The organism is Ruegeria sp. SCP10 (assembly GCF_040329495.1).
In the GTDB taxonomy this organism is placed as follows: Bacteria; Pseudomonadota; Alphaproteobacteria; order Rhodobacterales; family Rhodobacteraceae; genus Ruegeria.
Map to the genome: position 1 here is coordinate 64,054 of NZ_JBDZYF010000002.1, position 23,785 is coordinate 87,838.

Genomic DNA, 23,785 nt, shown 5'->3' on the forward strand with positions numbered 1-23,785 from the left:
AAGTCCACAGCCGGGCCATATGGAAAGGATAGCGCAAATGTACCTGTTCTTGGCATTTTTGTTAGTGCCGATCATCGAAATCGCTCTGTTTATTCAAGTGGGTGGTCTGATCGGCCTGTGGCCAACGCTGGGAATTGTGGTTTTTACAGCGATTTTGGGCACTGTTTTGGTGCGGACACAAGGTCGCATGGCGCTGGGACAGTTGCAGCAATCCTTTGCCAAACTGGATGACCCGACCGAACCGCTGGCCCATGGCGCGATGATCCTGCTGTCGGGCGCGTTGCTTCTGACGCCCGGCTTTTTCACCGATGCTATTGGATTTGCACTGCTTATCCCGGGTGTCCGGGTCGCAGTGTTCCGCTACCTGAAGTCCAAAGTCAAAGTCACCCAATTCCAGATGGGGTCCGGGGCGGGTTTTCATACCCAGCGTGGCCCTTTTGATCAGAGCGATGTGATTGACGGAGAATTTACCGAGGTGCGCCCCCGGAAAGACCCCTCAAAACCATCGAAATGGGTCGAAGGCCCCCACGAGCATTGAGGTGCCGCGCCCAAGTTGATAAGCAGTGGCGAATTTCATTTTTGGAGTAGATCCATGGCCGAAGAAAACGCTGCAGAAAACACTGCGGCACAAACTGCCCCACAGGTACAAATGCGCGTTCTGGGACAGTTCATCCGCGATATGTCCTTTGAAAACGTGATGGCTCAAAAAGGCGTGTCGGGTGACGTACAGCCCGAAATTCAGGTTCAGGTGAACCTGGATGCCAAGAAACGCCCTAACGAGCATCAGTTCGAGGTGTCGATCAAACTGAACCTGACGTCCAAAGCCAAAGGCATGGATGACGTCCTGTTCCTGTGCGAGCTTGACTATTGCGGCCTGTTCCACGTGGAGGGCGTGCCCGAAGATCAGATGCACCCGTTCCTGATGATCGAGTGCCCCCGGATGCTGTTCCCATTCCTGCGCCGCATCGTCAGCGATGTTACCCGTGACGGAGGCTTCCCGCCAGTGAACCTGGACAATATCGATTTCGTCGCGCTGTATCGCAACGAGTTGATGCGCCGTCAGGCAGCTCAGGCGGAAAAGACCGACGCCTAAGGTTCTGACCCGTGCCTGAATGGATCAGGCGCGGGTCCACAGGGCGCTTTCGCCCAATTTCTCGACAAATGCCTCATGCGCTGCGCGTTCCTCATCGGTGATCCGAGGGGGCAGAGGCGTTGCGCGTGGGCTTGGCCGCCAGTCATCTGCTCCACCCGGACCCGAGGCAGCAGAGGTGGACAGGCCGAAATCTGGCTGACGGCCGCCGATCAGTTCAAGATAGACCTCGGCCAAAATCTCCGAGTCGAGCAACGCCCCGTGAAGCAACCGGTTCGAATTGTCGATGTTGAACCGTCGGCATAGCGCATCCAAAGACGCAGGCGAGCCGGGAAAGCGTTTGCGCGCGATGGCCAACGTATCAATGGCTTGATCCATCGGCAGCGGGGCCATACCCATCCATTTTAGTTCTGCGTTCAGGAACTTCATGTCGAATGAGGCGTTGTGGATCACCAGCTTGGCGTCGCCGACAAAATCGCGAAACCCCTGACCGACCTTGGCAAAAACCGGCTTGTCTTTCAGTGTAACTTCACCCTTTTCAGCCGGGCGCGGAGTTTCCAGCAGGTCGGGGCCAATCCCATGCACACCAAACGCCTCTTCCGGCATGGAGCGTTCGGGGTTGATGTAAACATGATAGGTCTCACCCGTGGCGACATGGTTCCACAGCTCAACCGCACCGATTTCCACGATCCGATCCCCGCTTTCAGGATCGAACCCTGTGGTTTCGGTATCAAGCACAATCTCACGCATTTACCATCCCCGCCCGTATCTGCCTGACCACATCCTGCACTTGCGCGCGGGCGTGGTCCAGAGTGTCGGTCACGATCACATAATCCGACCGCGCGCATTTTTCGTCATTTGGCATTTGCTTCGCACGGATCTGTTCGAACTGCGCCTCGGTCATCGTTCCGCGCGCCGTCACACGGCGCTTTTGTTCTTCGGGCGGAATGGAAACACAGGCAACCGCGTCCATGGCCGCATTACCGCCGGTTTCGAATAGCAGGGGAATGTCAAAGACCAGAATATCCGCTGTTGCGTTTTCGCGGAATGCGGCACGGTCTGCCGCGACCAAGGGATGGACAATGGCCTCAATGGTTTTCAATGCAGAGCTATCCCGTGAAATGATCTGTTTCAGCTCCTCCCGACTAACCGCTCCATCGATGATGGCTTCAGGAAAGGCCGCGCCCATCGGCTCAACCGCTGCGCCTTCGGGCGCATACAACCGATGAACAGCCGCATCCGCATCCCACAGCGCGCAACCTTCGTCGACAAACATCTGCGCCGTTGTGCTTTTACCCATACCAATCGAGCCGGTCAGGCCAAGCGCAAAGCTCATGCCAGGGCCGCCGCACGGGTGTCGGCATCAACCTCGGGGCGCACGCCGAACCAGCGCTCGAACCCCGGAACCGCCTGATGCAACAACATCCCAAGGCCATCGACCGTGGTGCACCCGGCCTCTTCCGCCGTTTTCAGAAGGTTGGTTTTCAGCGGCGCGTAAACCAGATCGGTCACCACCGCGCCGGGCTGCAACCCGTCCAAAGGTACTCGCAATTCAGGCTGGCCCTGCATGCCCAGTGAGGTTGTATTGACCACAAGCTCTGCATTTTCCACGACATTTCCGGCCTGAACCCAGTCAACCACAGTGATGCGCTGGCCGATTTCTTCTTTCAGGTGGTCCGCGCGGGTGCGGGTGCGGTTGGTCAGCAGGATTTCCGGCACGCCCGCATCGGCCAATGCCTGCAGAACCGCCCGCGCCGCGCCACCTGCGCCGAACACAACCGCCGGGCCATCCTGAGCGTTCCAGTCCGGCGCGCCACTGCGCAGGTTTTCCATGAACCCATAGCCATCCGTGTTGTCCGCATGGATCGAGCCATCCTTGCGAAACACCAATGTATTCGCCGCCCCGATCACCGTTGCCCGGTCAGAGACATGATCGGCAATCCGCAAAGCGGCTTCTTTATGAGGCACCGTCACGTTCGCGCCGACAAACCCGGCTTTGGGCAGTGTGCGCAACACGGTCTCAAGATCCGCTGGGGCCGCATCCATTGGAATGTAGTGCCCCGGCAGCCCATAAGTTTTTAGCCAATGTCCATGCAGTTTGGGCGACCGGGAATGCCCGATCGGATGCCCAATCACCCCGGCCAAGGGAACCCGATAGTCCGTCATTGATCGATCACCCCTTTGACAGCCAGGTAGTTGAGCAGCTCCAACAAGGGCATACCCAAAACGTTAAAGTAGTCGCCGTCAATGGTCGCAAATAGGCGTGCACCTTCTTCTTCCAGTTTATAAGCTCCTACAGCATGGCGAATACTGTCCCAGTTCCGGTCAACATAATCGCGCAAATAAGCATCCGAGCTCATCCGCATCCGCAGACGGACCTGACCCACATGCCGCCAGATCGGCTCACCATCCTGATAAATCACCGCTGCAGACAACAGCATATGCCGCTTGCCCCGCATTGCCTTGAGCTGTGCCAACGCATCCTCGGGCGTTTGTGGTTTCGACAGCAGTTGCCCCTCAAAATCCAACATCTGATCACACCCCAGCACCATCGCGCCCGGAGATTTGTCACTGATCTTACGCGCTTTGATTTCCGCGAGCGCATCCGCGATATCACGCGGCGCGGCATCTTCGGCCAAAAGCGCGCGTTTCATGGTATCCTCATCCACGCGCGCCACTTGAACAGTAAAAGGCACGCCTGCATTTTTCAGCAGTTGCGCGCGAATGGTTGAGCCCGAGGCCAGAATGATGGGGACAGACATGTGGAAAACCCCGTGTGCAAATCAATGAGCAGTCTTGGACGCTTTGTATGGTTTTCAGATTGACACGCAAGCCCGGGAAAAACCCGCAAAACTTCCCTGAGTCGCTCAAACACTGTCCAGCCGAGACAAGGATAAGTCTAGATCACAGGATAACTCTATCCCCCATAGATATTCCGTCAATTATCCCCAGTTTTCAAAGAACGTTAAAGATATAAGTATTTGTTATATATATGATATTTATGAAATTCACAAAATACGCCTACGCTTCGGCAAACTTGTCCACCTGGGGAAAACTGAAGGGTAAAAAAGTAATCCACGGAAATTACCTACACTACAAAACCATCATCCTTTCTTCTTTCCTTTTTTTTTATTAGGGAAAGGGTCGAACAACGTTCGGAGCCAGAATGACTGATCTTCTTTTCACGATCTACCCGTGGGTGAAGGCGCTTCATATAATGGCCGTGATCTCTTGGATGGCCGGCTTGTTCTATTTACCCCGGCTGTTTGTCTATCACGTAGAAAAAGCGCAGACGGTCGATAGCGCTCAAGAGATTTTCTTTGAAATGGAAGAAAAGCTACTACGGGTGATCATGGGTCCTGCCAGTGTCGTTGCTTGGGTCTGTGGGCTGATCATGGTGTTTACGCCAGGCATCGTCAGTTGGGATTTCGTCTGGCCCTGGACCAAGGGGGCAGCTGTGATCGGAATGACCTGGTTTCATCATTGGCTTATGGCCCGCCGAAAGGACTTCGTTGCAGGCCGAAACACGCTCACAGGGCGTCAGTACCGCATGATGAATGAGGTTCCGACCGTTTTGATGGTGATCATCGTCCTGTCGGTTGTTTTGAAATTCTGACGGCTTGTTTGACTCTTATTAAGTAAGCGCTTATTGAACCCGAAACACGCCCGTCCGGGCGGCGTATTTTCCGTACTGAAATTCCACTTCGTGCCGCAATCTGCGGTGAAGGTATGTATCATGACAGCTGAATCCCTGAATCTTGCCGACTTGAAAGCCAAAAGCCCCAAAGACCTTCTGGCGATGGCCGAAGAGCTGGAGATCGAAAACGCCTCGACCATGCGTAAAGGCGAGATGATGTTCCAGATCCTGCGCGAACGTGCGGATGAGGGCTGGACCGTTGGCGGTGACGGCGTGTTGGAGGTCCTGCAAGACGGCTTCGGCTTCCTCCGCTCGCCTGAGGCGAATTATCTGCCGGGCCCTGACGACATTTATGTCTCGCCCGACATGATCCGTCTGCATTCGCTGCGCACTGGTGACACCGTCGAAGGTGAGATTAAGGCGCCCGATGATAATGAGCGTTACTTTGCGCTGACCAAGGTCACTAAGATCAACTTTGAAGATCCCGAGAAGGCCAAGCACAAGATCCTGTTCGACAACCTGACGCCTCTGTATCCCGATGAGCGCTTGAAGATGGAGATCGAGGATCCGACCATCAAGGACAAGTCGGCCCGTGTGATCGACCTTGTGTCACCTATCGGCAAAGGCCAGCGGTCCTTGATCGTGGCACCGCCGCGGACCGGTAAAACCGTGATCCTGCAGAACATCGCGCACTCGATCGAACAGAACCACCCGGAGTGTTATCTGATCGTCCTGCTGATCGATGAACGGCCCGAAGAAGTGACCGATATGCAGCGTTCGGTGAAGGGTGAGGTTGTGTCTTCGACCTTCGACGAACCGGCTACCCGCCACGTTGCCGTTTCCGAGATGGTGATCGAAAAAGCCAAGCGTTTGGTCGAACATAAACGAGATGTTGTTATTCTTCTCGATTCGATCACAAGACTTGGTAGGGCCTTTAACACCGTGGTCCCATCTTCGGGTAAAGTTTTGACCGGTGGTGTGGATGCGAATGCTCTGCAACGGCCCAAGCGGTTCTTTGGTGCCGCGCGGAACATTGAAGAGGGCGGCTCGCTGACCATCATCGCCACAGCATTGATCGATACCGGCAGCCGGATGGACGAGGTCATCTTTGAAGAATTCAAAGGAACTGGTAACTCGGAAATCGTTCTGGACCGCAAGATCGCAGACAAGCGCGTGTTCCCGGCCATCGATATTCTCAAATCCGGCACCCGGAAAGAGGACCTTCTGGTCGACAAGGGTGATCTGGCCAAAACCTTCGTTCTGCGCCGTATCCTCAATCCGATGGGCACCACCGACGCAATCGAGTTCCTGTTGTCGAAGTTGAAACAGACCAAGACAAACGGCGAGTTCTTCGATTCGATGAATACCTGACACAGGTCTTAACTGACGCGAGGCCTTCGAATGGATACGATATTCGCCTTGGCCAGTGCGCAGGGCAAAGCCGGGGTGGCGGTCATTCGCCTCTCGGGTCCTGATGCACATCGCGCTGCGGCCGAGATGTCGGGCGGTGCCCTGTCACCGCGGGGTATGGCCTTTCGCACCTTGCGTGATCCCGGCGGTTCTCGGTTAGATGATGGTTTGGTCCTGACCTTCCAGGCGCCGGCTAGTTTTACCGGCGAAGACGTTGCTGAACTGCAAATTCACGGCAGTACAGCTACCGTGAATGCTGTGATGCGATGCATGTCTGATGTCGATGGGGTGCGTCTGGCTGACCCCGGAGAATTCACCCGCCGGGCGTTGGAAAACGGCAAGATGGACCTGACACAGGTCGAAGGCCTTGCCGATCTGATCGACGCTGAAACCGAAGCACAGCGACAGCAAGCTCAAACCATTCTAGCAGGGGAGTTGGGGCAGCTTGCCGAACGTTGGCGGCGCGACCTGATCCGGGCAGCTTCGTTGTTGGAAGCTGTGATTGACTTCGCTGATGAGGAGGTTCCAACCGACGTCACTCCTGAAGTTCGGCAGTTGGTTTCTGGTGTTGCTGATGACCTTCAGCGCGAGGCAGATGGTGTTCAGATTGCTGAACGTATTCGAACCGGATTTGAAGTGGCAATCATTGGGCTGCCGAATGCAGGTAAATCAACCCTGCTAAACGCGCTTGCAGGGCGTGAGGCAGCGATCACTTCGGAATATGCGGGAACCACGCGGGACGTGATTGAGGTACGCATGGACCTCTCGGGGTTGCCTGTAACGCTGTTGGATACCGCTGGTTTGCGAGAAACCGAAGACCACGTTGAAAACCTTGGTATCGAACGCGCGCGCAAACGTGCAGAAACGGCTGATCTGCGTGTTTTTCTCTCTGACGATCCCTCGGAACTTGGCGTACCGTTTCAAGAGGGGGACATCTTTGTTCGACCGAAATCAGATCTCAGACCAGATGTCGACAATGGAGTTTCCGGGAAAACCGGCCAGGGAATTGATCTATTGATTAACAATATATCGCGTGTGTTGGAAGGTCGTTCCACTAGCCATGGTATAGCTACACGGGAGCGGCACAGGGTTGCGCTGATTGCTGCAAAGCGTGCTTTGGACAGTGCAATGTCGGTTCTGGAATCAGGTCCGGACCTGTATGATATTGCAGCAGAGGAAATGCGTACTGCAATCCGGGCGCTTGAATCTTTGGTGGGTAGAATAGGTGTCGAAGATCTATTGGATGAAATCTTCTCAAGTTTCTGCCTTGGGAAATAAGGAGTGTTTCACGTGAAACATTCAGGTTTTGATGTCGTCGTTATCGGCGCGGGGCATGCGGGAACGGAGGCTGCTCATGCGGCTGCGCGGATGGGTGCGTTGACAGCGCTTGTGACACTGTCAGCAACCGATATCGGTGTGATGTCCTGTAACCCAGCGATTGGCGGCTTGGGTAAAGGTCATCTGGTACGAGAGATAGATGCGCTGGATGGGGTCATGGGTCGCGTTGCAGATCGCGCAGGTATTCAGTTTCGACTGCTTAACCGCCGCAAAGGCCCAGCTGTTCAAGGACCCAGAACGCAAGCTGACCGAGCACTGTATCGCGCGGCGATGCAAGCAGAAACGGATCAGCAAGAGAATTTGACCGTTCTGGTTGGTGAGGTTGTGGATTTCAAAATGGAAGACGACCGCGTTGCGGGCGTAATCCTTGGTGACGGATCGGGGGTTTCAGCACGCGCGGTAATTCTAACGTCGGGCACTTTTTTGCGTGGAGTGATCCATATCGGCGATGTATCGCGACCGGGTGGTCGCATGGGAGATCGACCATCTACGAAGCTGGCCGAGAGATTGGACGGCTACGAGCTGCCCATTGGCAGGCTGAAAACTGGCACACCGCCCAGGCTTGATGGACGGACGATCGATTGGTCGGATTTGGAGAGGCAAGATGGGGATGATAAACCAACGTTGTTCTCGTTCTTATCGACATCTGCAGTCGCGCCCCAAATCTCATGCGGCATTACCCATACGAATGCCCGGACACATGAGATTATTGAGAATAATCTCAGCAAGTCGGCAATGTATGGCGGGCATATCGATGGTGTTGGTCCAAGATACTGCCCATCCATTGAGGATAAAATTGTTCGGTTCGCTGACAAAACCTCACACCAGATTTTCCTGGAGCCTGAAGGTGTAGATGATCACACCATCTATCCCAACGGCATCTCGACCTCATTGCCGCAGGATGTCCAGCAGGATTATGTTAGGTCCATCAAGGGGCTCGAGCAGGCCGAAATTCTGCAACCTGGGTATGCAATTGAATATGACTATGTGGACCCCAGAATCTTGACTGCCTCGCTGTCGCTTGCTTCAGTGCCAGGCCTATATCTTGCGGGTCAGATAAATGGAACCACAGGATATGAGGAAGCGGCAGCCCAAGGAATGGTCGCTGGCCTGAATGCCGCGCTGGAGGTGCAGGGGAAAGAACCTGTGCATTTCACTCGAGCGGATAGCTACATCGGCGTTATGATCGATGATCTAACGACTCGAGGTGTCGCTGAACCTTATCGTATGTTCACCTCAAGGGCTGAGTTCAGATTGTCACTGAGGGCGGATAACGCAGATCAACGTTTGACACCCGTCGGGCTTCAGCTCGGCTGTGTTGGTGAAAACAGGCGCGCGCATTTTGAAAGTAAGATGTCGAAGCTGGAGAGTGCAAAAGCGATACTTACTAATCGCACCTACACCCCGAAAGAGATCAAAGCGGCTGGCATCAATGTAAATCAGGACGGAAACCGCCGTGATGGCCTTGCGATCCTTGCGTTTCCAGATGTGTCTTTTGAAGACATAGTCCCCTTAATCCCCGATCTGCATGATACCGCACCGGAAATTCGCCGGCAAATCTCGCGTGATGCGCTCTACGCCAACTACATAACTCGGCAGCAGCGTGATGTGGAGGCGATGAAGCGTGATGAAGCTTACGTAATCCCGCAGAGCTTTGACTATAGTACGCTCGATGGACTGTCTGTAGAGATGAAGCAGAAGTTATCTGCCGCGCGCCCAGCCAACATCGCACAGGCCAGCCGAGTTGAAGGTGTGACCCCTGCGGCACTAACACTTGTTCTGGCAAGGCTTCGTCGTGACGAAAGGCTGCGGCAAGCATGACATTTGAATTGCCGGAATTTGACGCACTAAATGTTTCACGTGAAACACTCGATCGCCTCACAACTTATGTCGAGCTGGTCAAGCGTTGGAGCCCCAAGATCAATTTGGTTTCCCGCAAGAGCCTGGAGGATATCTGGAACCGTCACATCCTGGACTCGGTGCAGGTGTTCCGTTGCGTGAAGTCCTTTCGAACATGGGCCGATCTTGGAAGCGGGGGTGGGTTTCCAGGAATGGTCTGCGCGATTATGGCTGCGGACGAGGCACCAGAGGCGCGATTTCAGTTCGTCGAAAGCGATCAGCGCAAATCGGCCTTTCTGCGCAATGTCGCACGGGAATGCGGTGTTCATTGTGAGGTGATCTCAAGGCGGATCGAGGCAGTTGACCCGTTGGGCGTGGATATCCTATCGGCGCGGGCCTTGGCTGATCTCAAGACGCTTTTGTCATTTTGTGACAGGCACTTAAGCGAATCCGGCCTAGCCTTGTTGCCGAAAGGCGCAAATTGGAAAAAAGAGATGGACGAGGCGCGCGAGGAATGGAAATTCGACGCGGAGCCGATTACAAGTTTAACTGAACCTCAGGCCGTTATCCTTAAGATCAAAGGAGTATCACGTGGTTGATCTGTCTCGTCCTTCCGGGCCCCGGATAATCGCGGTTGCCAATCAGAAGGGTGGCGTTGGAAAGACTACGACGGCAATAAACCTTGCGGCTGGGCTGGCCGAGGCTGGATGCCGAGTTTTGGTGGTTGATCTTGATCCGCAGGGAAATGCATCGACAGGGCTGGGCGTTGAAGACCGCGATTGGACGACTTACGATCTAATTCTTGATGATGCACCGCTTGAGGCAGTTGTTCAGGAAACCGAGATCGGCGGTCTGTTCGTCATACCGGCCACGGTGGACCTAAGCTCGGCTGATATCGAGCTGATTTCAAATGAAAAACGCAGCTATTTATTGCACGACGCCCTGCGCCAGACGTCAATCGATGAATTTGATCTGGATTTTGTTCTGATCGATTGCCCGCCGTCGCTGAATTTGCTGACCGTAAACGCAATGGTTGCTGCACATTCGGTATTGGTTCCACTGCAGAGCGAGTTTTTTGCGCTGGAAGGCCTTTCGCAACTTATGTTGACGATCAGAGAGGTTCGGCAGACCGCGAATCCGGACCTGAGAATCGAAGGTGTTGTGTTGACCATGTATGACAACCGCAACAACTTGTCCCGCCAAGTCGAAAAAGACGCGCGTGACAATCTGGGTGAGATGGTTTTTAAGACCAAGATACCAAGAAATGTGCGGGTCAGTGAGGCACCATCCTTTGCGTTGCCGGTTCTGCAGTATGACTCGGGATCGCTTGGGGCGATGGCCTATCGGCACCTGGCGCGCGAAGTCATGCACAAGAACAACAAAGTCGCCGCATAAGCGACAAGTCAGGAGGGCGACGTGAGCGCCAAGAAAACAAAATCGAGGGGCCTTGGGCGCGGTCTATCTGCGTTGATGGCGGATGTGACGCAGGACGGAGATGGGCGCGCCCCTGCAGAGCCGCGCCGCCCGGACATGACCGTTCCGATTGAAAAGCTGAAAGCCAACCCCGACCAGCCGCGCCGTACATTTTTGCCCGACCAGCTGAACGAGCTCGCGGCCTCTGTTAAGGAAAAGGGCATCATCCAGCCTTTGATCGTGCGGTCGATTGGAGACGGGGCATATGAGATTGTTGCGGGCGAACGCCGCTGGCGTGCGGCGCAAATGGCGCAACTACATGATATTCCAGTTATAATTCGTGATTTTGACGATACCGAAGTGCTGGAAGTTGCGATTATTGAAAACATTCAACGTGCTGATCTGAACGCCGTTGAAGAGGCTGCTGGATACAAGCAGTTGATGGATCGGTTTGGTCATACGCAGGAAAAAATGGCCGAGGCTTTGGGCAAAAGCCGCAGCCATATCGCAAACCTGCTGCGCCTTTTGTCTTTGCCGATGGATGTTCAGACGCTGGTGATCGAAGGCAAGCTGTCAGCAGGTCACGCGCGGGCGCTTATTACAGCAGAAAACCCATCTGAATTGGCAAAACTGGTTGTTAAAGATGGCTTGTCGGTTCGAGCGACCGAAGCGCTGGTGAAAAAGCAACAGCAGGGGAATACTCCCCGGACAGCGCCTCAGTCCCGCAATCTGAATGCGGGCAAGGATGCAGATACACGTGCGCTGGAAAAGGATCTTTCGGCCATTTTGGCAATGAAGGTGGTGATCAACCACAAGCCGGGCACTGAAAGCGGTCAGGTCGTACTGACCTATGAAAACCTGGATCAGCTTGACGATCTCTGCGCGAAACTTAGCCGCTAGGGCGAGTCCAGATAAACGTCAGCACGGCGCTTAGGACGATGGCCTGAATGATCAGGACGTAGGGCGGTGCGGATAAAATTAAAGAAATCCCGAAGACGGCGGCGACTGAAACAGTTGCCGCTTTTTTTGCGGCTGGACGGATAGCGCGTGAGCGTTGCCAATCTTCGATCATGGGCCCGAACAGCCGATGCGTCAGAAGCCAGTTGTGAAGGCGGGATGAGGATTTGGCGAAGAAAAATGCTGCCAGCAGAAGAAACGGAACCGTGGGCAATAGGGGAAGGATAACGCCAAGCATTGCCAGTGCAACACAGAGCAATCCGAATGTGGCCCAAAGATACCGCATGCACCTAGCTCAATAGCTCTCGGATGACGGCGTTCAGAACGGCGCGCCCGTCTTTGGTTGCAGACACGCGGTTCCCATGCTGTGAGATCATGCCAATCTGCGTCAGGTGATCCAGTTTGGATTGCTCCGGCGGCTTACCAGTTAATGCGCTATACCGATCTATATCTAGTCCTTCAGTAGTTCGAAGACCCATCATAAGGTATTCATTTGCTTGATCTTGCAGGGGCAAGGCGGTGCGGCTTTTCTCTGCTGACCCGTTTTGTGCCGCGGTCAGCCATCCGTTGGGCGACAGATAAGTTTCGGTCGCCAGTTTCTGTCCGGAAACGGTGATCCTGCCATGTGCGCCAGGGCCGATTCCGACATAGTCGCCATATCGCCAATAAATCAGATTGTGCAGAGACTCGGCGCCGGGTTTTGCGTGGTTTGATACTTCGTAGGCGGGCAGGCCATGTGCGTCGCAAATCTCCTGTGTGGCAAGATACATATCTGCCGCGCTGTCATCTTCGGGCAGACCACGCAGCTTGCCGACCGCGTATCGGTCGCCAAAGGCGGTGCCGTCCTCAATTGTCAGCTGGTACAGAGACATGTGGTCAACAGCCATCGATAGGGCCTCGGTCAGTTCGGCTTTCCAAGCGCCCAAGGTTTGATGTTGCCGGGCATAGATAAGGTCAAAACTGACACGATCAAAGCAAGTGCGGGCAATATCAAATGCGGCGCTTGCCTCGGCGACTGTGTGAATGCGCCCCAATCGGCGCAAATCATCGTCGTTCAGCGCCTGAACGCCCATGGATATTCGATTCACCCCAGCGTCGCGATATGCTGAAAACCGGCCCGCTTCAACAGAGCCGGGGTTGGCTTCGAGCGTGATCTCCATGTCGTTGGCTGGGCGCCAGAGAGTGCGGGCTTCGTCGATCACGGCGGCGACGGTGTCAGGGGCCATCAGAGAGGGTGTGCCGCCACCGAAAAAGATCGTGTTCAGCACCCGATCAGGCGTTTCGGCGGCTGAACGCTTTAGCTCGCTCAGATAGCTCTCAAGCCATTGTTTTTGATCGATTTCACGGGAAACATGGCTGTTGAAATCGCAATAGGGGCATTTGGCCTCACAAAAGGGCCAATGCACATACAGGCCAAAGCCCCCGTTGCACCAATCATCCGCCAAAGCAGCCTTTCACGAACATCTCCACCGCGCGGCCGCGGTGGCTGATCTTGTTCTTTTCCCAGCGATCCATTTCCGCAAAGGTAATGTCGTGGCCTTCGGGGACAAACATCGGGTCATACCCAAACCCATCTTTGCCACGGATCGGCCAGACCAGATGACCGGGCGCAACGCCTTCGAACACTTCATCATGCCCATCAGGCCAGGCCAGAACCAGCGTGCAACGGAACTGAGCCAGGCGGGGATGCGCGGCGTTTTTGGCTTCCAGCTCGCTGTGCGCGCGAGTCATCGCCATCAGGAAATCGCGGCCATTGCTAGTTTCCGCCCAATCGGCGGTGTAAACGCCCGGCGCTCCGTCCAGGGCGTTGATGGTGATCCCAGAATCGTCCGACAGGGCAGGCAGACCGGTGGCCTTTGCGGCGGCATGGGCCTTGATCCGGGCGTTGCCGACAAAAGTATCTTCGGTCTCTTCCGGTTCAGGTAGTTCCATCTCAGCCGCACCAACCACGGTCACGCCAAAAGGTTCAAGCAGATGTGCCATCTCCTCGAGCTTGCCCTTGTTGTGGGTTGCGACCAGTAACCTGTCCCCGTCGAACTTACGAGTCATGCAGAGGCTGCTTTCTGGGCGGCGGCCAGTTCAGCCACGCCTTTTTCAGCTAGATCCATCAGCTGATCCATTTGCGCACGGGAAAAGACAGACCCTTCGGCGCTCATCTGCACTTCGATCAGCTTGCCGGATCCAGTCATGATAAAGTTACCATCAACGCCCGCCTCGCTGTCTTCCGGATAATCCAGATCCAGCACCGGTTGGCCTGCGTAGATACCACAAGACACGGCAGCAACGGGATCGACCAGAGGGTCGGAAATAACGTCGCCTGCTTTCATCAGTTTGTTGACTGCCAGACGCAGAGCAACCCAGCCCCCGGTGATCGAGGCGCAGCGGGTGCCGCCATCGGCCTGGATCACATCGCAATCCACGGTGATCTGGCGCTCACCCAGGGCAACACGATCCACGCCTGCGCGCAGGGCGCGGCCAATCAGGCGTTGAATTTCAACAGTACGCCCACCCTGCTTGCCTGATGCAGCCTCACGCCGCATCCGCGTGTTGGTTGCACGGGGCAGCATACCGTATTCGGCAGTGACCCAACCAAGGCCCGAACCCTTGATGAAGGGCGGGACGCGATCCTCGATCGTGGCGGTGCACAGCACATGGGTGTCGCCCATCTTGATCAGGCAAGACCCTTCGGCATGTTTGGTAAAGCCGGTTTCGATGGAAACGGCGCGCATTTCGTTTAGATCACGTCCTGAGGGTCGCATGGGAATTCCTTTGTTTGCTGGGTTGGGGATACCGCCCTGTAGCGTTACGATGCAACCCCGATTGACCTTTCTTGTGCCTGCTATTTAATGGCTGTCCAGCAAGGGTGCGCGGATGAGCGAAGCGAGCAAAATTCTGAGCGAGATGAACGACCGGTCGCGTGAGGTGTTCCGGCTGATCGTCGAAAGCTATCTGGACAGCGGTGAGCCAGTCGGCAGCCGCACCCTAACACGCACCCTTTCGGAAAAAGTCAGCGCGGCGACCGTGCGCAATGTGATGCAGGATCTGGAGTTTCTGGGCCTGCTGGACAGCCCGCATGTCAGCGCGGGACGCATTCCAACGCAGCAAGGGCTGCGAATGTTTGTGGATGGGTTGCTGGAGGTTGGTGATCTGGGCGCTGATGACCGTCAGAAACTGGATGAGACTTTAGGCTCTAACGCGGGTGATGTCGGCGGGATGCTCGACCGCGTAGGATCGGCTTTGTCACATGTGACACATGGAGCGTCACTGGTTTTGACGCCCAAACATGAATCCGAGATCAAGCATATCGAGTTTGTCTCACTTGCCCATGATCGCGCGTTGGTGGTTCTGGTCTTTGCCGATGGTCATGTCGAAAACAGGCTGTTCACGCCGCCGCCGGGACAGACGCCAAGCTCAATGCGGGAGGCGGCGAACTTCCTGAATGCACTGATCGAGGGGCGTACGCTCAGCGAAGTACGACGGCAGATGCAAAGCCAGATCGATGCGCGAAGGCAAGAAATTGATGTTTTGGCGCGCGCGATGGTCGAAAGCGGAATAGCAGCCTGGGATGGCGACGGGACTGACTCGGCTCGTTTGATCGTGCGCGGGCGGGCGAATCTGTTGGGCGAATCTGGTCAGGAAGAAGAGCTGGAGCGTATCCGGTCGCTGTTTGACGATCTGGAGCGCAAGCGTGACATCGCGGAATTCCTTGAATTGGCGGAAGAAGGCGAGGGCGTTCGCATTTTTATTGGCTCTGAGAACAAACTTTTCTCACTTTCGGGTTCCTCTTTGGTGGTGTCTCCATATATGAACGCTGATCGTAAGATAATTGGTGCGGTTGGGGTCATCGGGCCCACACGTCTGAATTACGGACGGATCGTGCCGATCGTGGATTATACGGCGCAACTGGTCGGCAAGCTGATATCCGACCGGAGCTAGAGGTTAAGAGATGGCAGAGCCCAAGAACGAAGATTTTCTGGACGATATCGCAACGGCCGAAGCGGAAGAGCTGGCCGAGGAATTGATGGATATCAGCGAAGAGGCGTTGGAAGCCGACGCGCTGCGCGCCGAGCGGGACGATTACAAAGACAAGTTCATGCGCGCGTTGGCGGATGCCGAGAATGCGCGCAAGCGCGGCGACAAAGCGCGCCGGGACGCGGAACAGTATGGCGGATCAAAGCTGGCCCGCGACATGCTGCCGGTTTACGACAACATGAAACGCGCGCTTGAGGCCGCGACCGATGAGCAGAAAGAGGTTGCTGGCCCTCTGTTGGAAGGTGTGGAACTGACCATGCGGGCGTTGAAAGATGTTTTTCAGAAGCACGGCATCGAAGTGATCACGCCTGAAGTGGGTGATCGGTTCGATCCGAATGTGCATGAGGCGATGTTTGAAGCGCCGGTGCCGGGAACGCGCGCGGGGGACATCATTCAGGTTTCGGCTGAAGGGTTTATGTTGCACGACCGTTTGCTGCGCCCGGCGCAGGTTGGTGTGTCGTCGACACCTGCGAGCTGATTGACCTCTGCGAGGCCAAGCCTCCGGCGGAGGTATTTTTGAACAGAAGAAGGGGCGGTCAGGATTTGGCCGCCTCTTTCAGTTTGTAAATCAGGTCGAGTGCTTCGCGGGGGGTCAGCTCGTCGGGCAGGATGTCGTTCAGCATGTCTGCGACCGGTGAGGCTTTCGGTGCAGGCGGCGGCGGTGGTGGAGCGGCTGAGAAGAGCGGTAGGTCGTCGATCAGGGATTTTTGTTTGCCACCCTCACGCTCGGTTTTTTCTAGTTGATCCAATACGATGCGGGCACGTTCAACAACGGAGGCAGGCAGACCCGCCAGTTGGGCGACCTGCACGCCATACGACCGATCGGCGGCGCCTTTGTGGACCTCGTGCAGGAAGATCACCTCACCTTCCCATTCCTTGACTGCAACGGTGGCGTTGTCGACGCCTTCGAGTTTTCCGGCCAAAGCGGTGAGTTCGTGGTAATGGGTCGCAAACAAGGCGCGGCATTGGTTGGCGGCGTGCAGATGCTCTAGCGTGGCCCAAGCGATGGAGAGGCCGTCATAGGTGGCGGTTCCGCGGCCGATTTCATCCAGAATGACCAATGCGCGGTCATCGGCCTGGTTCAGAATGGCGGCAGTTTCGACCATTTCGACCATGAAGGTTGAGCGGCCTCGGGCCAGATCGTCAGAGGCTCCGACGCGGCTGAACAACTGGCTGACAAGGCCGATATGGGCTTGTTCTGCAGGGACGTAGCTGCCCATTTGGGCGAGTAGGGCGATCAGGGCGTTCTGGCGGAGGAAGGTTGATTTACCGGCCATGTTGGGACCGGTCAGCAACCAAATGGCGGCCCCATCTTCGGCACTGAGATCGCAGTCATTGGCGACGAAGGCGTCGCCGCTTTGTTGGCGCAGTGCGTGTTCGACTACCGGGTGGCGTCCGCCCTGAACCTCAAAGGCCCGCGAGGTGTCGACCTGTGGGCGACACCAATTCTCACCGCGCGCAAGGTCGGCAAGCGCTGTGGTCAGATCCAGCTCGGCCAGCCCTCGGGCGGCTTGGTTGAGGCGGGCGGCCAAGCCCAGAATTTCGTCAGAAAGCCTTTTATAGAGCCGCTTTTCGATCTCAAGCGCCAAGTTTCCAGCATTCAGGATACGGGTTTCGATTTCCGAGAGTTCGACGGTCGTGAACCGCACTTGATTGGCGGTGGTTTGGCGATGGATATAGGTCTCAGAAAACGGCGGGTTCAGCATCTTCTCAGCATGCGTAGCCGTGGTTTCGATGAAATAGCCCAACACGTTGTTGTGCTTGATCTTCAGCGAAGTGATGCCTGTGTGTTCCGCATATTTCTGCTGAAACCCAGCGATGACAGATCGGCCTTCGTCGCGCAGGGTGCGCGCTTCGTCCAGTTCGGGGTCAAAGCCGGGGGCGATGAAACCTCCGTCGCGGGCCAGCAGGGGTGGTTCGGCCACCAAAGCCTCATCCAGCAAGTTCAGAAGGTCGTCGAAGCCGACAAGGTTTTGCAAAGCGGTTGCTAGCAGGACCGGCAGATCCTGCCCTTCGCAGATGCCGGCAATTGCGGAGGCTTGGGTCAGGCCGTTGCGGATGGCGGCCAGATCGCGGGGCCCGCCACGTTCAAGCGACAGGCGAGACAGGGCGCGGTCCAGATCGGGGGTTTTGCGCAGGGCCTCGCGCAGGTCCGAGGCGATCAGGCTGTCCTCGGCGGCAAAGCTGACAGCGTCGAGACGGGCATGGATCACATCCAAATTGCGGGACGGGCTTGAGAGGCGTTGTTCCAGCAACCGTGCCCCGCCCGGTGTGACGGTGCGGTCGACCACTGACAATAACGATCCGGCACGACCGCCCGACAGGGATCGGGTCAGCTCCAGATTGCGGCGCGTGGCGGCATCGATCTGTACCACGCGGTCTTCGGATTCCTTCATTGGTGTTTGCAGCAGAGGCAGTTTGCCCTTCTGCGTGATCTCAAGATAGTCGATCAGGGCACCCATGGCCGAAATCTCGGCCCGGCCAAAGGACCCGAATGCCTCCAGCGCGCCCACGTGAAACAGCCCGCAGATGCGTTTTTCCGCCGCGGTACTGTCGAAACTGGCCCGTCCGACTGGTGTCAGTGAAATCCCAAGGTCGCGGACGGTTTCGTTCAGCGATTGCTCCATCCCGTCGGCAACGATCAACTCGGATGGGGCCAGCCGGGCCAGCTCGGGGCTGAGCCGCACGGGTGTCAAAGGCATCACGTTAAACGCCCCGGTCGAGATATCGGCCCAGGCCAGTGCGGCCTCATCCCGAACCTCGGCATATGTGGCCAGAAAGTTGTGGCGGCGGGCTTCGAGCAGGGCATCTTCGGTCAGCGTGCCGGGCGTCACCAGACGCACGACATCGCGCTTTACCACTGATTTAGAGCCTCTTTTCTTCGCTTCCGCCGGGCTTTCCATCTGTTCGCAGACGGCCACGCGGAACCCTTTGCGGATCAGGGTCAGCAGGTAGCCTTCAGCCGCATGAACCGGGACACCGCACATCGGGATATCGTCGCCATTGTGTTTGCCGCGCTTGGTCAGGGCGATGTCCAGCGCTTCGGCGGCATTGACGGCATCCTCAAAGAACATCTCGTAGAAATCGCCCATACGGTAGAACAGCAGAGCGTCGGCATGGGCCTCTTTGATCTCAAGGTACTGAGCCATCATTGGCGTGACTGTGGACAAAAGTGGCCCCCTTCTGGCGTGTTCCGGACGCGACCTTACAAACCCCGCATCTTCTATAAAAGCCGAAAACTCATTCCCGTTGAGGCGCGCGCCTGCCTGCGCTATGAGGCATGAGCCCCGAAGTCATGGAAACGACGTTCAAAATGCCTAAAGCGAAGATCACCAAAGAAGAGGCGCTGGCCTTTCATCTGGACCCAACCCCCGGCAAGTGGGAGGTGCAGGCCACCGTTCCCATGACCACCCAGCGCGATCTGTCGCTGGCCTATAGCCCCGGTGTTGCTGTTCCATGTGAAGCCATCGCCAACGCGCCGGAGACCGCGTATGACTATACCAATAAGGGTAACTTGGTCGCTGTGATCTCGAACGGGACGGCGGTTCTGGGTCTCGGTAACCTTGGTGCGCTGGGGTCGAAGCCGGTGATGGAGGGGAAATCCGTCCTTTTTAAACGGTTCGCTGACGTGAACTCGATCGATATCGAGTTGGACACCGAAGACCCGGATGAGTTCTGCCGCGCGGTGCGTCTGATGGGGCCGACCTTTGGCGGCATCAATCTGGAAGATATCAAGGCCCCGGAATGCTTCATCATCGAACAGCGCCTGAAGGAGGAGATGGACATCCCCGTCTTCCACGATGATCAGCATGGTACAGCGGTGATCTGTGCGGCGGGTCTGATCAACGCGCTGCATATTTCGGGCAAGAAGATCGAAGACGTTAAGATTGTTCTGAACGGTGCGGGGGCTGCGGGGATTGCCTGTATCGAGCTGCTCAAGTCGATGGGCGCGCGGCACGAGAACTGCATCGTTTGTGACACAAAGGGCGTGATCTATCAGGGCCGGACCGAAGGGATGAACCAGTGGAAATCGGCCCATGCGATCTCGACCGATCTGCGGTCGCTGGAAGATGCCATGAAGGGCGCGGATGTGTTCCTGGGCGTTTCGGTCAAGGGCGCCGTGACGCAGGATATGGTTGCCAGCATGGCGGACAACCCGGTGATTTTCGCGATGGCGAACCCCGACCCTGAGATCACCCCGGAAGAGGCGCATGAGGTCCGCGTTGACGCGATCGTTGCCACAGGCCGCAGCGACTATCCGAACCAGGTGAACAACGTTCTAGGCTTCCCCTACCTGTTCCGCGGTGCGCTGGATATCCATGCGCGTGCGATCAATGACGAGATGAAAATCGCCTGCGCCCATGCGCTGGCCCGGCTGGCGCGTGAGGATGTGCCGGATGAGGTCGCGATGGCCTATGGCAAATCGCTAACCTTTGGCCGCGACTACATTATCCCGACACCCTTTGACCCGCGCCTGATTCACCGCATTCCACCAGCTGTTGCCAGGGCCGGGATGGATACGGGCGCAGCACGCCGTCCTATCATAGACATGGACGCCTATGAGCTGAGCCTCAAATCCCGCATGGACCCAACCGCTAGCATCCTGCGCGGTTTGAACGCCCGTGCGCGTCAGGCACAAAGCCGGATGATCTTTGCCGAGGGCGACGATCCACGCGTGCTGCGCGCGGCGGTGATGTATCAGCGTTCTGGCTTCGGCAAGGCGATGGTGGTTGGACGCCAAGACGATGTGAAGCAAAAGCTGGAAGCAGCTGGACTGGGCGACGCGGTGCGCGAGCTTGAAGTTGTCAACGCGGCCAATACCACCCATTTGGACAGCTACAAGAACTTCCTGTATCAACGCCTTCAACGCAAAGGCTTTGATCACAAGGATATCCATCGTCTGGCGGCGCGGGACCGCCACGTGTTTTCATCTCTTATGCTGGCCCATGGACATGGCGACGGTCTGGTGACGGGCGCCACTCGAAAATCGGCACATGTGCTGGATCGCATAAACCATGTGTTTGACGCCGATGCGCAACATGGCGCCGCGGGTGTAACCGCGCTCTTGCACAAGGGGCGGATTGTTCTGATCGGTGATACGTTGGTTCATGAATGGCCGGACGAAAACGATCTGGCCAATATCGCCGAGCGCGCCGCAGCCGTGGCCCGCCACATGGGGCTAGAGCCTCGGGTGGCTTTTGTCAGCTTCTCGACCTTTGGCTATCCGGTGTCAGAGCGGGCCGAGAAAATGCATGTGGCCCCCGCAGTGCTTGATCAGCGCGGCGTGGATTTCGAATACGAAGGTGAGATGACCGTCGATGTCGCGCTGAATGTGGACCAGCAGGAGGCTTATCCGTTTCAGCGCCTCACCGGCCCAGCCAACATTCTGATCGTGCCTGCACGCCATTCGGCCAGCATTTCAACCAAGTTGATGCAGGAAATGGGCGGGGCCACCGTGATCGGCCCGATATTGTCCGGCATCGGTAAGCAAATTCAGATTTGTTCGACGGTTTCAACGGCCAACGATATCCTGAACATGGCCATTCTGGCCTCGTGTGAGATTGGGTAAGCAATGACAATCTGGAACCTTGGCTCGATCAACGCGGATATGGTCTATGCCTTGCCGCATCTGCCTGCGCCGGGGGAAACTCTGGCGGCTAGCGGGCTCGAGAAGTTTCTGGGTGGTAAGGGCGCCAATATGTCGGTGGCTGCCGCGCGGGCGGGATCACGCGTCAGCCATATCGGAGCGGTCGGCTCGGATGGGCGCTGGGCACAAGAGCGGTTGACGGAATATGGCGTGGACACGCGGTTTATAGCTGAGGTCAGCAGCCCCACGGGTCATGCCATCATTGCGGTCGATGCGCAGGGTGAGAACCTGATCATTCTGTATCCGGGCGCCAATCACGCGCTTGAAGGTGGGCAGATCGGGCAGGCGCTTGCGTCTGCCAACACCGGCGATCTGCTTGTTTTTCAGAATGAAACCAATGCACAAGTCGAAGCCGCCCGCATGGCGCGCGAGCTTGGTCTGACCGCCTGCTATGCAGCGGCCCCGTTCGAGGCTGAGGCGGTTCAGGCCGTGCTGCCCTATCTGGACTTCCTGATCCTGAATGAGGTTGAAGCTGCACAACTGCAACAGGAAACAGGTCTAAGTGCGGCTGAATTGCCTGTGCGACATGTGATCGTGACGCTTGGGTCCAAGGGTGCGCGGTATTTTCAGCAAGGCTGCGATCCGATCGACTTTGCGGCGCATAAGGTACAGGCCGTGGATACGACTGGGGCAGGCGATACTTTCACCGGCTACGTGCTGGCGGGAATGGATCGGGGTATGCCGATGGAACAGGCTATTCTTCAAGCCAACCGCGCCGCTGCCTTGATGGTGACACGGCACGGCACGGCGGATGTTATTCCAGACCTGCGGGAGGTGCGCGACGCGCAGTTCGATTAGGATCCGGCAAACGGTGCATCTGTACCCCAAAGCTGTTTGACCCGCGCGTCCCGACCGCAGGCTTTGCGATAAGCCTTATAGGCGTTCTTTTGACGCTTTGGCCCAAAGCGGGTGAACACAACCTTTTCGCCCTTGTAGTAATCCTGATGATAGGTTTCGGCCGGATAAAAGGCGGTTTCCTGTAGAATAGGCGTCACAACGGTTTGGCCGAGCGCGGACTGGGCATCGGCCTTTGCTTGCTCGGCTAAGGCTTTTTCGCCCATGTTAGAGACGAATATAGCCGTGCGATAGCTATCACCCCGGTCACAGAACTGTCCGCCCGCGTCCGTTGGATCAACCGATCGGAAGAACATGTCCAACAAGGTATCCCGAGAGACTTTGCTGGGATCAAAGGTGATCTGAACCGCCTCATAATGGCCGGTTCCGCCCTTGGTCACGTCCTTGTAGCTGGGGTTGGCGGTGGTGCCACCGGTATATCCGGACACCGCGCCAATTACGCCGGGTACAGTTTCAAAATCGGATTCGACACACCAGAAACATCCGCCCGCGACCGTTAGCGTCTCGGTCCCTGCGGCGGAACCCGGCAGGGCGCGCAGTAGTGCAGCCAGCAAGATTAGTACAAAAAGCACTGAGGGTTTTATACAATCGAGATAGGCAGTTCGTGTCATGGCAGGTCTCCTTCCGAGACCAAGCTGCCTGTAGACGCCCCGCCTTGCAATGCGCTGACATCGATTGTCACGCGCTGGTGAGGCGATTTTATCGTCTATCCCAGCAGCTGCCCCAGCTTCATCGCAACGCCCATATTGCCCGATATCTTCAGCTTGCCCATGGCCACGCCGGTCATCGGATTCAGCTTACCAGTCAGCAATTTGGTCAGGTTGTCCTGTGAAATCCGGATTGTGCAATCGGCCTCCTGATCCTGCGTGGTGGCCTGATTGTCGGCCAGAACGATCACGCCCGCCTCACCACAATCGAACTTGAGCGAGCCATCAAAGCTTTTGCCATTTAGCCCTTTTTGAATTCCGTCGGCGATATCTTGCAGCATGACCTGTCCTTTGAAAGTTGACGTATACGTAAAGACATAGAGATAAGTTTGGCAAGGTTGACCAAGCTGGAAGCACTAGAGCCTCTTGCATTTTGAGTCGCTTAAACACCAGCGGGCACCTTCGAATATCCTGTATGCGCTGATGCTGGCAACCCAACATGTTGTAATGCCACATATAAAAAAGACTCGACTCGCGGGCTCAGACTCGCGATCATAAAGGGGCACCTACTCGAATAGGTGCCCCAAGACTGCCGCAAACGGGCATTCTGTCTAGTGAAGACACTGCGATTCTCAACGATATCGCGAGTCCCGTCAAGCATGTTGCGGTGTCCTTGCAGGTTCCGGCACTTACGTCGGGATCGCGACAACGTAATGGAGACGCGAGAATGTACTACGTTCTTTACAAAGACTCCGCCGGGTACTGGCGATGGACGCTGAAAGCGTCCAACCACGAGCCCATTGCTGTTTCATCGGAGAGTTATGTGCGCAAAGCGGATGCTGAGCACGGCATTAATCTTACGAAATCGGCATACAATGCCCCTGTTCATGAACAGCGGGCGGCGTAAGAAATGGGGATGG

The 23,785-nt window shown here is 56.4% G+C and carries 25 protein-coding genes; 14 read left to right on the forward strand and 11 right to left on the reverse strand.

The annotated features are described in order from the left end of the window. Positions 1-37: 37 nt before the first annotated feature. On the forward strand, positions 38-538 hold the full coding sequence (locus ABLN87_RS06680) for an FxsA family protein (protein ID WP_353008474.1): 501 nt from the start codon (positions 38-40) through the stop codon (positions 536-538). 54 nt (positions 539-592) lie between these two features. Further along, entirely contained in the window at positions 593-1,093 is a 501-nt protein-coding gene (gene secB, locus ABLN87_RS06685) for a protein-export chaperone SecB (protein WP_170534282.1), read from the forward strand. A 24-nt stretch (positions 1,094-1,117) separates the two neighbouring features. On the opposite strand, the gene dnaQ is transcribed toward secB, so the two are convergent. The 4 genes from dnaQ to ABLN87_RS06705 are packed head-to-tail and all read right to left on the reverse strand — an operon-like array spanning position 1,118 to position 3,852. Next, on the reverse strand, positions 1,118-1,840 hold the full coding sequence (dnaQ, locus tag ABLN87_RS06690) for a DNA polymerase III subunit epsilon (RefSeq protein WP_353008476.1): 723 nt from the start codon (positions 1,838-1,840) through the stop codon (positions 1,118-1,120). After that, positions 1,833-2,426, reverse strand: a complete 594-nt coding sequence (gene coaE / locus ABLN87_RS06695) for a dephospho-CoA kinase (protein WP_353008477.1) — start codon at positions 2,424-2,426, stop codon at positions 1,833-1,835. Before coaE ends, dnaQ begins: the two co-directional genes overlap by 8 nt. Beyond that, entirely contained in the window at positions 2,423-3,256 is an 834-nt protein-coding gene (locus tag ABLN87_RS06700) for a shikimate dehydrogenase (protein WP_353008478.1), read from the reverse strand. The genes coaE and ABLN87_RS06700 overlap by 4 nt, the downstream gene beginning before the upstream one ends. Further along, positions 3,253-3,852, reverse strand: coding sequence for a Maf family protein (locus tag ABLN87_RS06705; protein WP_353008479.1), 600 nt, complete (start codon positions 3,850-3,852; stop codon positions 3,253-3,255). Before ABLN87_RS06705 ends, ABLN87_RS06700 begins: the two co-directional genes overlap by 4 nt. Positions 3,853-4,256: 404 nt before the next feature. On the opposite strand from ABLN87_RS06705, the gene ABLN87_RS06710 reads away from it, so the two are divergent. The 7 genes from ABLN87_RS06710 (at position 4,257) to ABLN87_RS06740 (ending at position 11,627) form a co-directional block, all read left to right on the forward strand. Further along, positions 4,257-4,706: a CopD family protein gene (locus tag ABLN87_RS06710; protein ID WP_353008480.1), complete on the forward strand. Its 450-nt coding sequence runs from the start codon at positions 4,257-4,259 to the stop codon at positions 4,704-4,706. Between the two features lie 120 nt (positions 4,707-4,826). After that, the gene (rho, locus tag ABLN87_RS06715) at positions 4,827-6,098 is read left to right on the forward strand and encodes a transcription termination factor Rho (RefSeq protein WP_353008481.1); all 1,272 of its coding nucleotides are present in this window, start codon (positions 4,827-4,829) and stop codon (positions 6,096-6,098) included. Positions 6,099-6,128: 30 nt separating this feature from the next. Next, positions 6,129-7,415: a tRNA uridine-5-carboxymethylaminomethyl(34) synthesis GTPase MnmE gene (mnmE, locus tag ABLN87_RS06720; protein WP_353008483.1), complete on the forward strand. Its 1,287-nt coding sequence runs from the start codon at positions 6,129-6,131 to the stop codon at positions 7,413-7,415. Between the two features lie 12 nt (positions 7,416-7,427). Continuing rightward, on the forward strand, positions 7,428-9,296 hold the full coding sequence (gene mnmG, locus ABLN87_RS06725) for a tRNA uridine-5-carboxymethylaminomethyl(34) synthesis enzyme MnmG (RefSeq protein WP_353008485.1): 1,869 nt from the start codon (positions 7,428-7,430) through the stop codon (positions 9,294-9,296). Then, positions 9,293-9,913 carry a 16S rRNA (guanine(527)-N(7))-methyltransferase RsmG gene (gene rsmG, locus ABLN87_RS06730; protein ID WP_353008487.1) on the forward strand — a complete coding sequence of 207 codons (621 nt, stop codon included), beginning with the start codon at positions 9,293-9,295 and terminating at the stop codon, positions 9,911-9,913. The genes mnmG and rsmG overlap by 4 nt, the downstream gene beginning before the upstream one ends. Next, complete coding sequence (locus tag ABLN87_RS06735; protein WP_353008488.1) at positions 9,906-10,709, forward strand: ParA family protein; 804 nt, start codon at positions 9,906-9,908, stop codon at positions 10,707-10,709. Before rsmG ends, ABLN87_RS06735 begins: the two co-directional genes overlap by 8 nt. Before the next feature lie 21 nt (positions 10,710-10,730). Next, a complete protein-coding gene (locus ABLN87_RS06740; protein WP_353008489.1) occupies positions 10,731-11,627 on the forward strand; it encodes a ParB/RepB/Spo0J family partition protein in 897 nt (298 codons plus the stop codon). Here ABLN87_RS06740 and ABLN87_RS06745 read toward each other — a convergent pair. The 4 genes from ABLN87_RS06745 to rph are packed head-to-tail and all read right to left on the reverse strand — an operon-like array spanning position 11,617 to position 14,443. Beyond that, positions 11,617-11,970 carry a YbaN family protein gene (locus ABLN87_RS06745; protein ID WP_353008490.1) on the reverse strand — a complete coding sequence of 118 codons (354 nt, stop codon included), beginning with the start codon at positions 11,968-11,970 and terminating at the stop codon, positions 11,617-11,619. The two genes, ABLN87_RS06740 and ABLN87_RS06745, sit on opposite strands and share 11 nt — an antisense overlap. Before the next feature lie 4 nt (positions 11,971-11,974). Continuing rightward, on the reverse strand, positions 11,975-13,129 hold the full coding sequence (hemW, locus tag ABLN87_RS06750) for a radical SAM family heme chaperone HemW (protein ID WP_353008492.1): 1,155 nt from the start codon (positions 13,127-13,129) through the stop codon (positions 11,975-11,977). Next, a complete protein-coding gene (rdgB, locus tag ABLN87_RS06755) occupies positions 13,119-13,733 on the reverse strand; it encodes an RdgB/HAM1 family non-canonical purine NTP pyrophosphatase (RefSeq protein ID WP_353008493.1) in 615 nt (204 codons plus the stop codon). The genes hemW and rdgB overlap by 11 nt, the downstream gene beginning before the upstream one ends. Continuing rightward, a complete protein-coding gene (gene rph, locus ABLN87_RS06760) occupies positions 13,730-14,443 on the reverse strand; it encodes a ribonuclease PH (protein WP_353008494.1) in 714 nt (237 codons plus the stop codon). Before rph ends, rdgB begins: the two co-directional genes overlap by 4 nt. Positions 14,444-14,555: 112 nt before the next feature. Here rph and hrcA point away from each other — a divergent pair, with 112 nt between their 5' ends. Then, a complete protein-coding gene (gene hrcA, locus ABLN87_RS06765) occupies positions 14,556-15,620 on the forward strand; it encodes a heat-inducible transcriptional repressor HrcA (RefSeq protein ID WP_170534251.1) in 1,065 nt (354 codons plus the stop codon). A gap of 10 nt (positions 15,621-15,630) precedes the next feature. Continuing rightward, positions 15,631-16,194: a nucleotide exchange factor GrpE gene (locus ABLN87_RS06770; RefSeq protein WP_353008495.1), complete on the forward strand. Its 564-nt coding sequence runs from the start codon at positions 15,631-15,633 to the stop codon at positions 16,192-16,194. Positions 16,195-16,252: 58 nt separating this feature from the next. Here the strand turns inward: ABLN87_RS06770 and mutS are convergent, their stop codons facing one another. After that, on the reverse strand, positions 16,253-18,868 hold the full coding sequence (gene mutS, locus ABLN87_RS06775) for a DNA mismatch repair protein MutS (protein WP_353009246.1): 2,616 nt from the start codon (positions 18,866-18,868) through the stop codon (positions 16,253-16,255). Between the two features lie 161 nt (positions 18,869-19,029). Between mutS and ABLN87_RS06780 the strand changes: the two genes are divergently transcribed. Both ABLN87_RS06780 and ABLN87_RS06785 read left to right on the forward strand, forming a co-directional pair. Beyond that, positions 19,030-21,285 carry an NADP-dependent malic enzyme gene (locus tag ABLN87_RS06780; RefSeq protein WP_353009249.1) on the forward strand — a complete coding sequence of 752 codons (2,256 nt, stop codon included), beginning with the start codon at positions 19,030-19,032 and terminating at the stop codon, positions 21,283-21,285. A 3-nt stretch (positions 21,286-21,288) separates the two neighbouring features. After that, the gene (locus ABLN87_RS06785; RefSeq protein ID WP_353008496.1) at positions 21,289-22,161 is read left to right on the forward strand and encodes a ribokinase; all 873 of its coding nucleotides are present in this window, start codon (positions 21,289-21,291) and stop codon (positions 22,159-22,161) included. Here the strand turns inward: ABLN87_RS06785 and msrA are convergent. Further along, on the reverse strand, positions 22,158-22,829 hold the full coding sequence (gene msrA / locus ABLN87_RS06790) for a peptide-methionine (S)-S-oxide reductase MsrA (RefSeq protein WP_353008498.1): 672 nt from the start codon (positions 22,827-22,829) through the stop codon (positions 22,158-22,160). The two genes, ABLN87_RS06785 and msrA, sit on opposite strands and share 4 nt — an antisense overlap. Positions 22,830-22,924: 95 nt before the next feature. After that, a complete protein-coding gene (locus tag ABLN87_RS06795; RefSeq protein ID WP_353008499.1) occupies positions 22,925-23,206 on the reverse strand; it encodes an SCP2 sterol-binding domain-containing protein in 282 nt (93 codons plus the stop codon). Between the two features lie 386 nt (positions 23,207-23,592). Here ABLN87_RS06795 and ABLN87_RS06800 point away from each other — a divergent pair, with 386 nt between their 5' ends. Next, entirely contained in the window at positions 23,593-23,772 is a 180-nt protein-coding gene (locus tag ABLN87_RS06800) for a YegP family protein (protein ID WP_353008501.1), read from the forward strand. The last annotated feature ends 13 nt before the right edge of the window (positions 23,773-23,785 follow it).

Excerpts from the sequence above, each read along its gene's own strand:
- ABLN87_RS06680 (WP_353008474.1), top strand. The coding sequence starts at position 38 with ATGTACCTGTTCTTGGCATTTTTGTTAGTGCCGATCATCGAAATCGCT.
- secB (WP_170534282.1), top strand. The coding sequence starts at position 593 with ATGGCCGAAGAAAACGCTGCAGAAAACACTGCGGCACAAACTGCCCCA.
- dnaQ (WP_353008476.1), bottom strand. The coding sequence starts at position 1,840 with ATGCGTGAGATTGTGCTTGATACCGAAACCACAGGGTTCGATCCTGAA.
- coaE (WP_353008477.1), bottom strand. The coding sequence starts at position 2,426 with ATGAGCTTTGCGCTTGGCCTGACCGGCTCGATTGGTATGGGTAAAAGC.
- ABLN87_RS06700 (WP_353008478.1), bottom strand. The coding sequence starts at position 3,256 with ATGACGGACTATCGGGTTCCCTTGGCCGGGGTGATTGGGCATCCGATC.
- ABLN87_RS06705 (WP_353008479.1), bottom strand. The coding sequence starts at position 3,852 with ATGTCTGTCCCCATCATTCTGGCCTCGGGCTCAACCATTCGCGCGCAA.
- ABLN87_RS06710 (WP_353008480.1), top strand. The coding sequence starts at position 4,257 with ATGACTGATCTTCTTTTCACGATCTACCCGTGGGTGAAGGCGCTTCAT.
- rho (WP_353008481.1), top strand. The coding sequence starts at position 4,827 with ATGACAGCTGAATCCCTGAATCTTGCCGACTTGAAAGCCAAAAGCCCC.
- mnmE (WP_353008483.1), top strand. The coding sequence starts at position 6,129 with ATGGATACGATATTCGCCTTGGCCAGTGCGCAGGGCAAAGCCGGGGTG.
- rsmG (WP_353008487.1), top strand. The coding sequence starts at position 9,293 with ATGACATTTGAATTGCCGGAATTTGACGCACTAAATGTTTCACGTGAA.
- ABLN87_RS06745 (WP_353008490.1), bottom strand. The coding sequence starts at position 11,970 with ATGCGGTATCTTTGGGCCACATTCGGATTGCTCTGTGTTGCACTGGCA.
- rdgB (WP_353008493.1), bottom strand. The coding sequence starts at position 13,733 with ATGACTCGTAAGTTCGACGGGGACAGGTTACTGGTCGCAACCCACAAC.
- rph (WP_353008494.1), bottom strand. The coding sequence starts at position 14,443 with ATGCGACCCTCAGGACGTGATCTAAACGAAATGCGCGCCGTTTCCATC.
- hrcA (WP_170534251.1), top strand. The coding sequence starts at position 14,556 with ATGAGCGAAGCGAGCAAAATTCTGAGCGAGATGAACGACCGGTCGCGT.
- ABLN87_RS06770 (WP_353008495.1), top strand. The coding sequence starts at position 15,631 with ATGGCAGAGCCCAAGAACGAAGATTTTCTGGACGATATCGCAACGGCC.
- mutS (WP_353009246.1), bottom strand. The coding sequence starts at position 18,868 with ATGATGGCTCAGTACCTTGAGATCAAAGAGGCCCATGCCGACGCTCTG.
- ABLN87_RS06780 (WP_353009249.1), top strand. The coding sequence starts at position 19,030 with ATGCCTAAAGCGAAGATCACCAAAGAAGAGGCGCTGGCCTTTCATCTG.
- ABLN87_RS06785 (WP_353008496.1), top strand. The coding sequence starts at position 21,289 with ATGACAATCTGGAACCTTGGCTCGATCAACGCGGATATGGTCTATGCC.
- msrA (WP_353008498.1), bottom strand. The coding sequence starts at position 22,829 with ATGACACGAACTGCCTATCTCGATTGTATAAAACCCTCAGTGCTTTTT.
- ABLN87_RS06795 (WP_353008499.1), bottom strand. The coding sequence starts at position 23,206 with ATGCTGCAAGATATCGCCGACGGAATTCAAAAAGGGCTAAATGGCAAA.
- ABLN87_RS06800 (WP_353008501.1), top strand. The coding sequence starts at position 23,593 with ATGTACTACGTTCTTTACAAAGACTCCGCCGGGTACTGGCGATGGACG.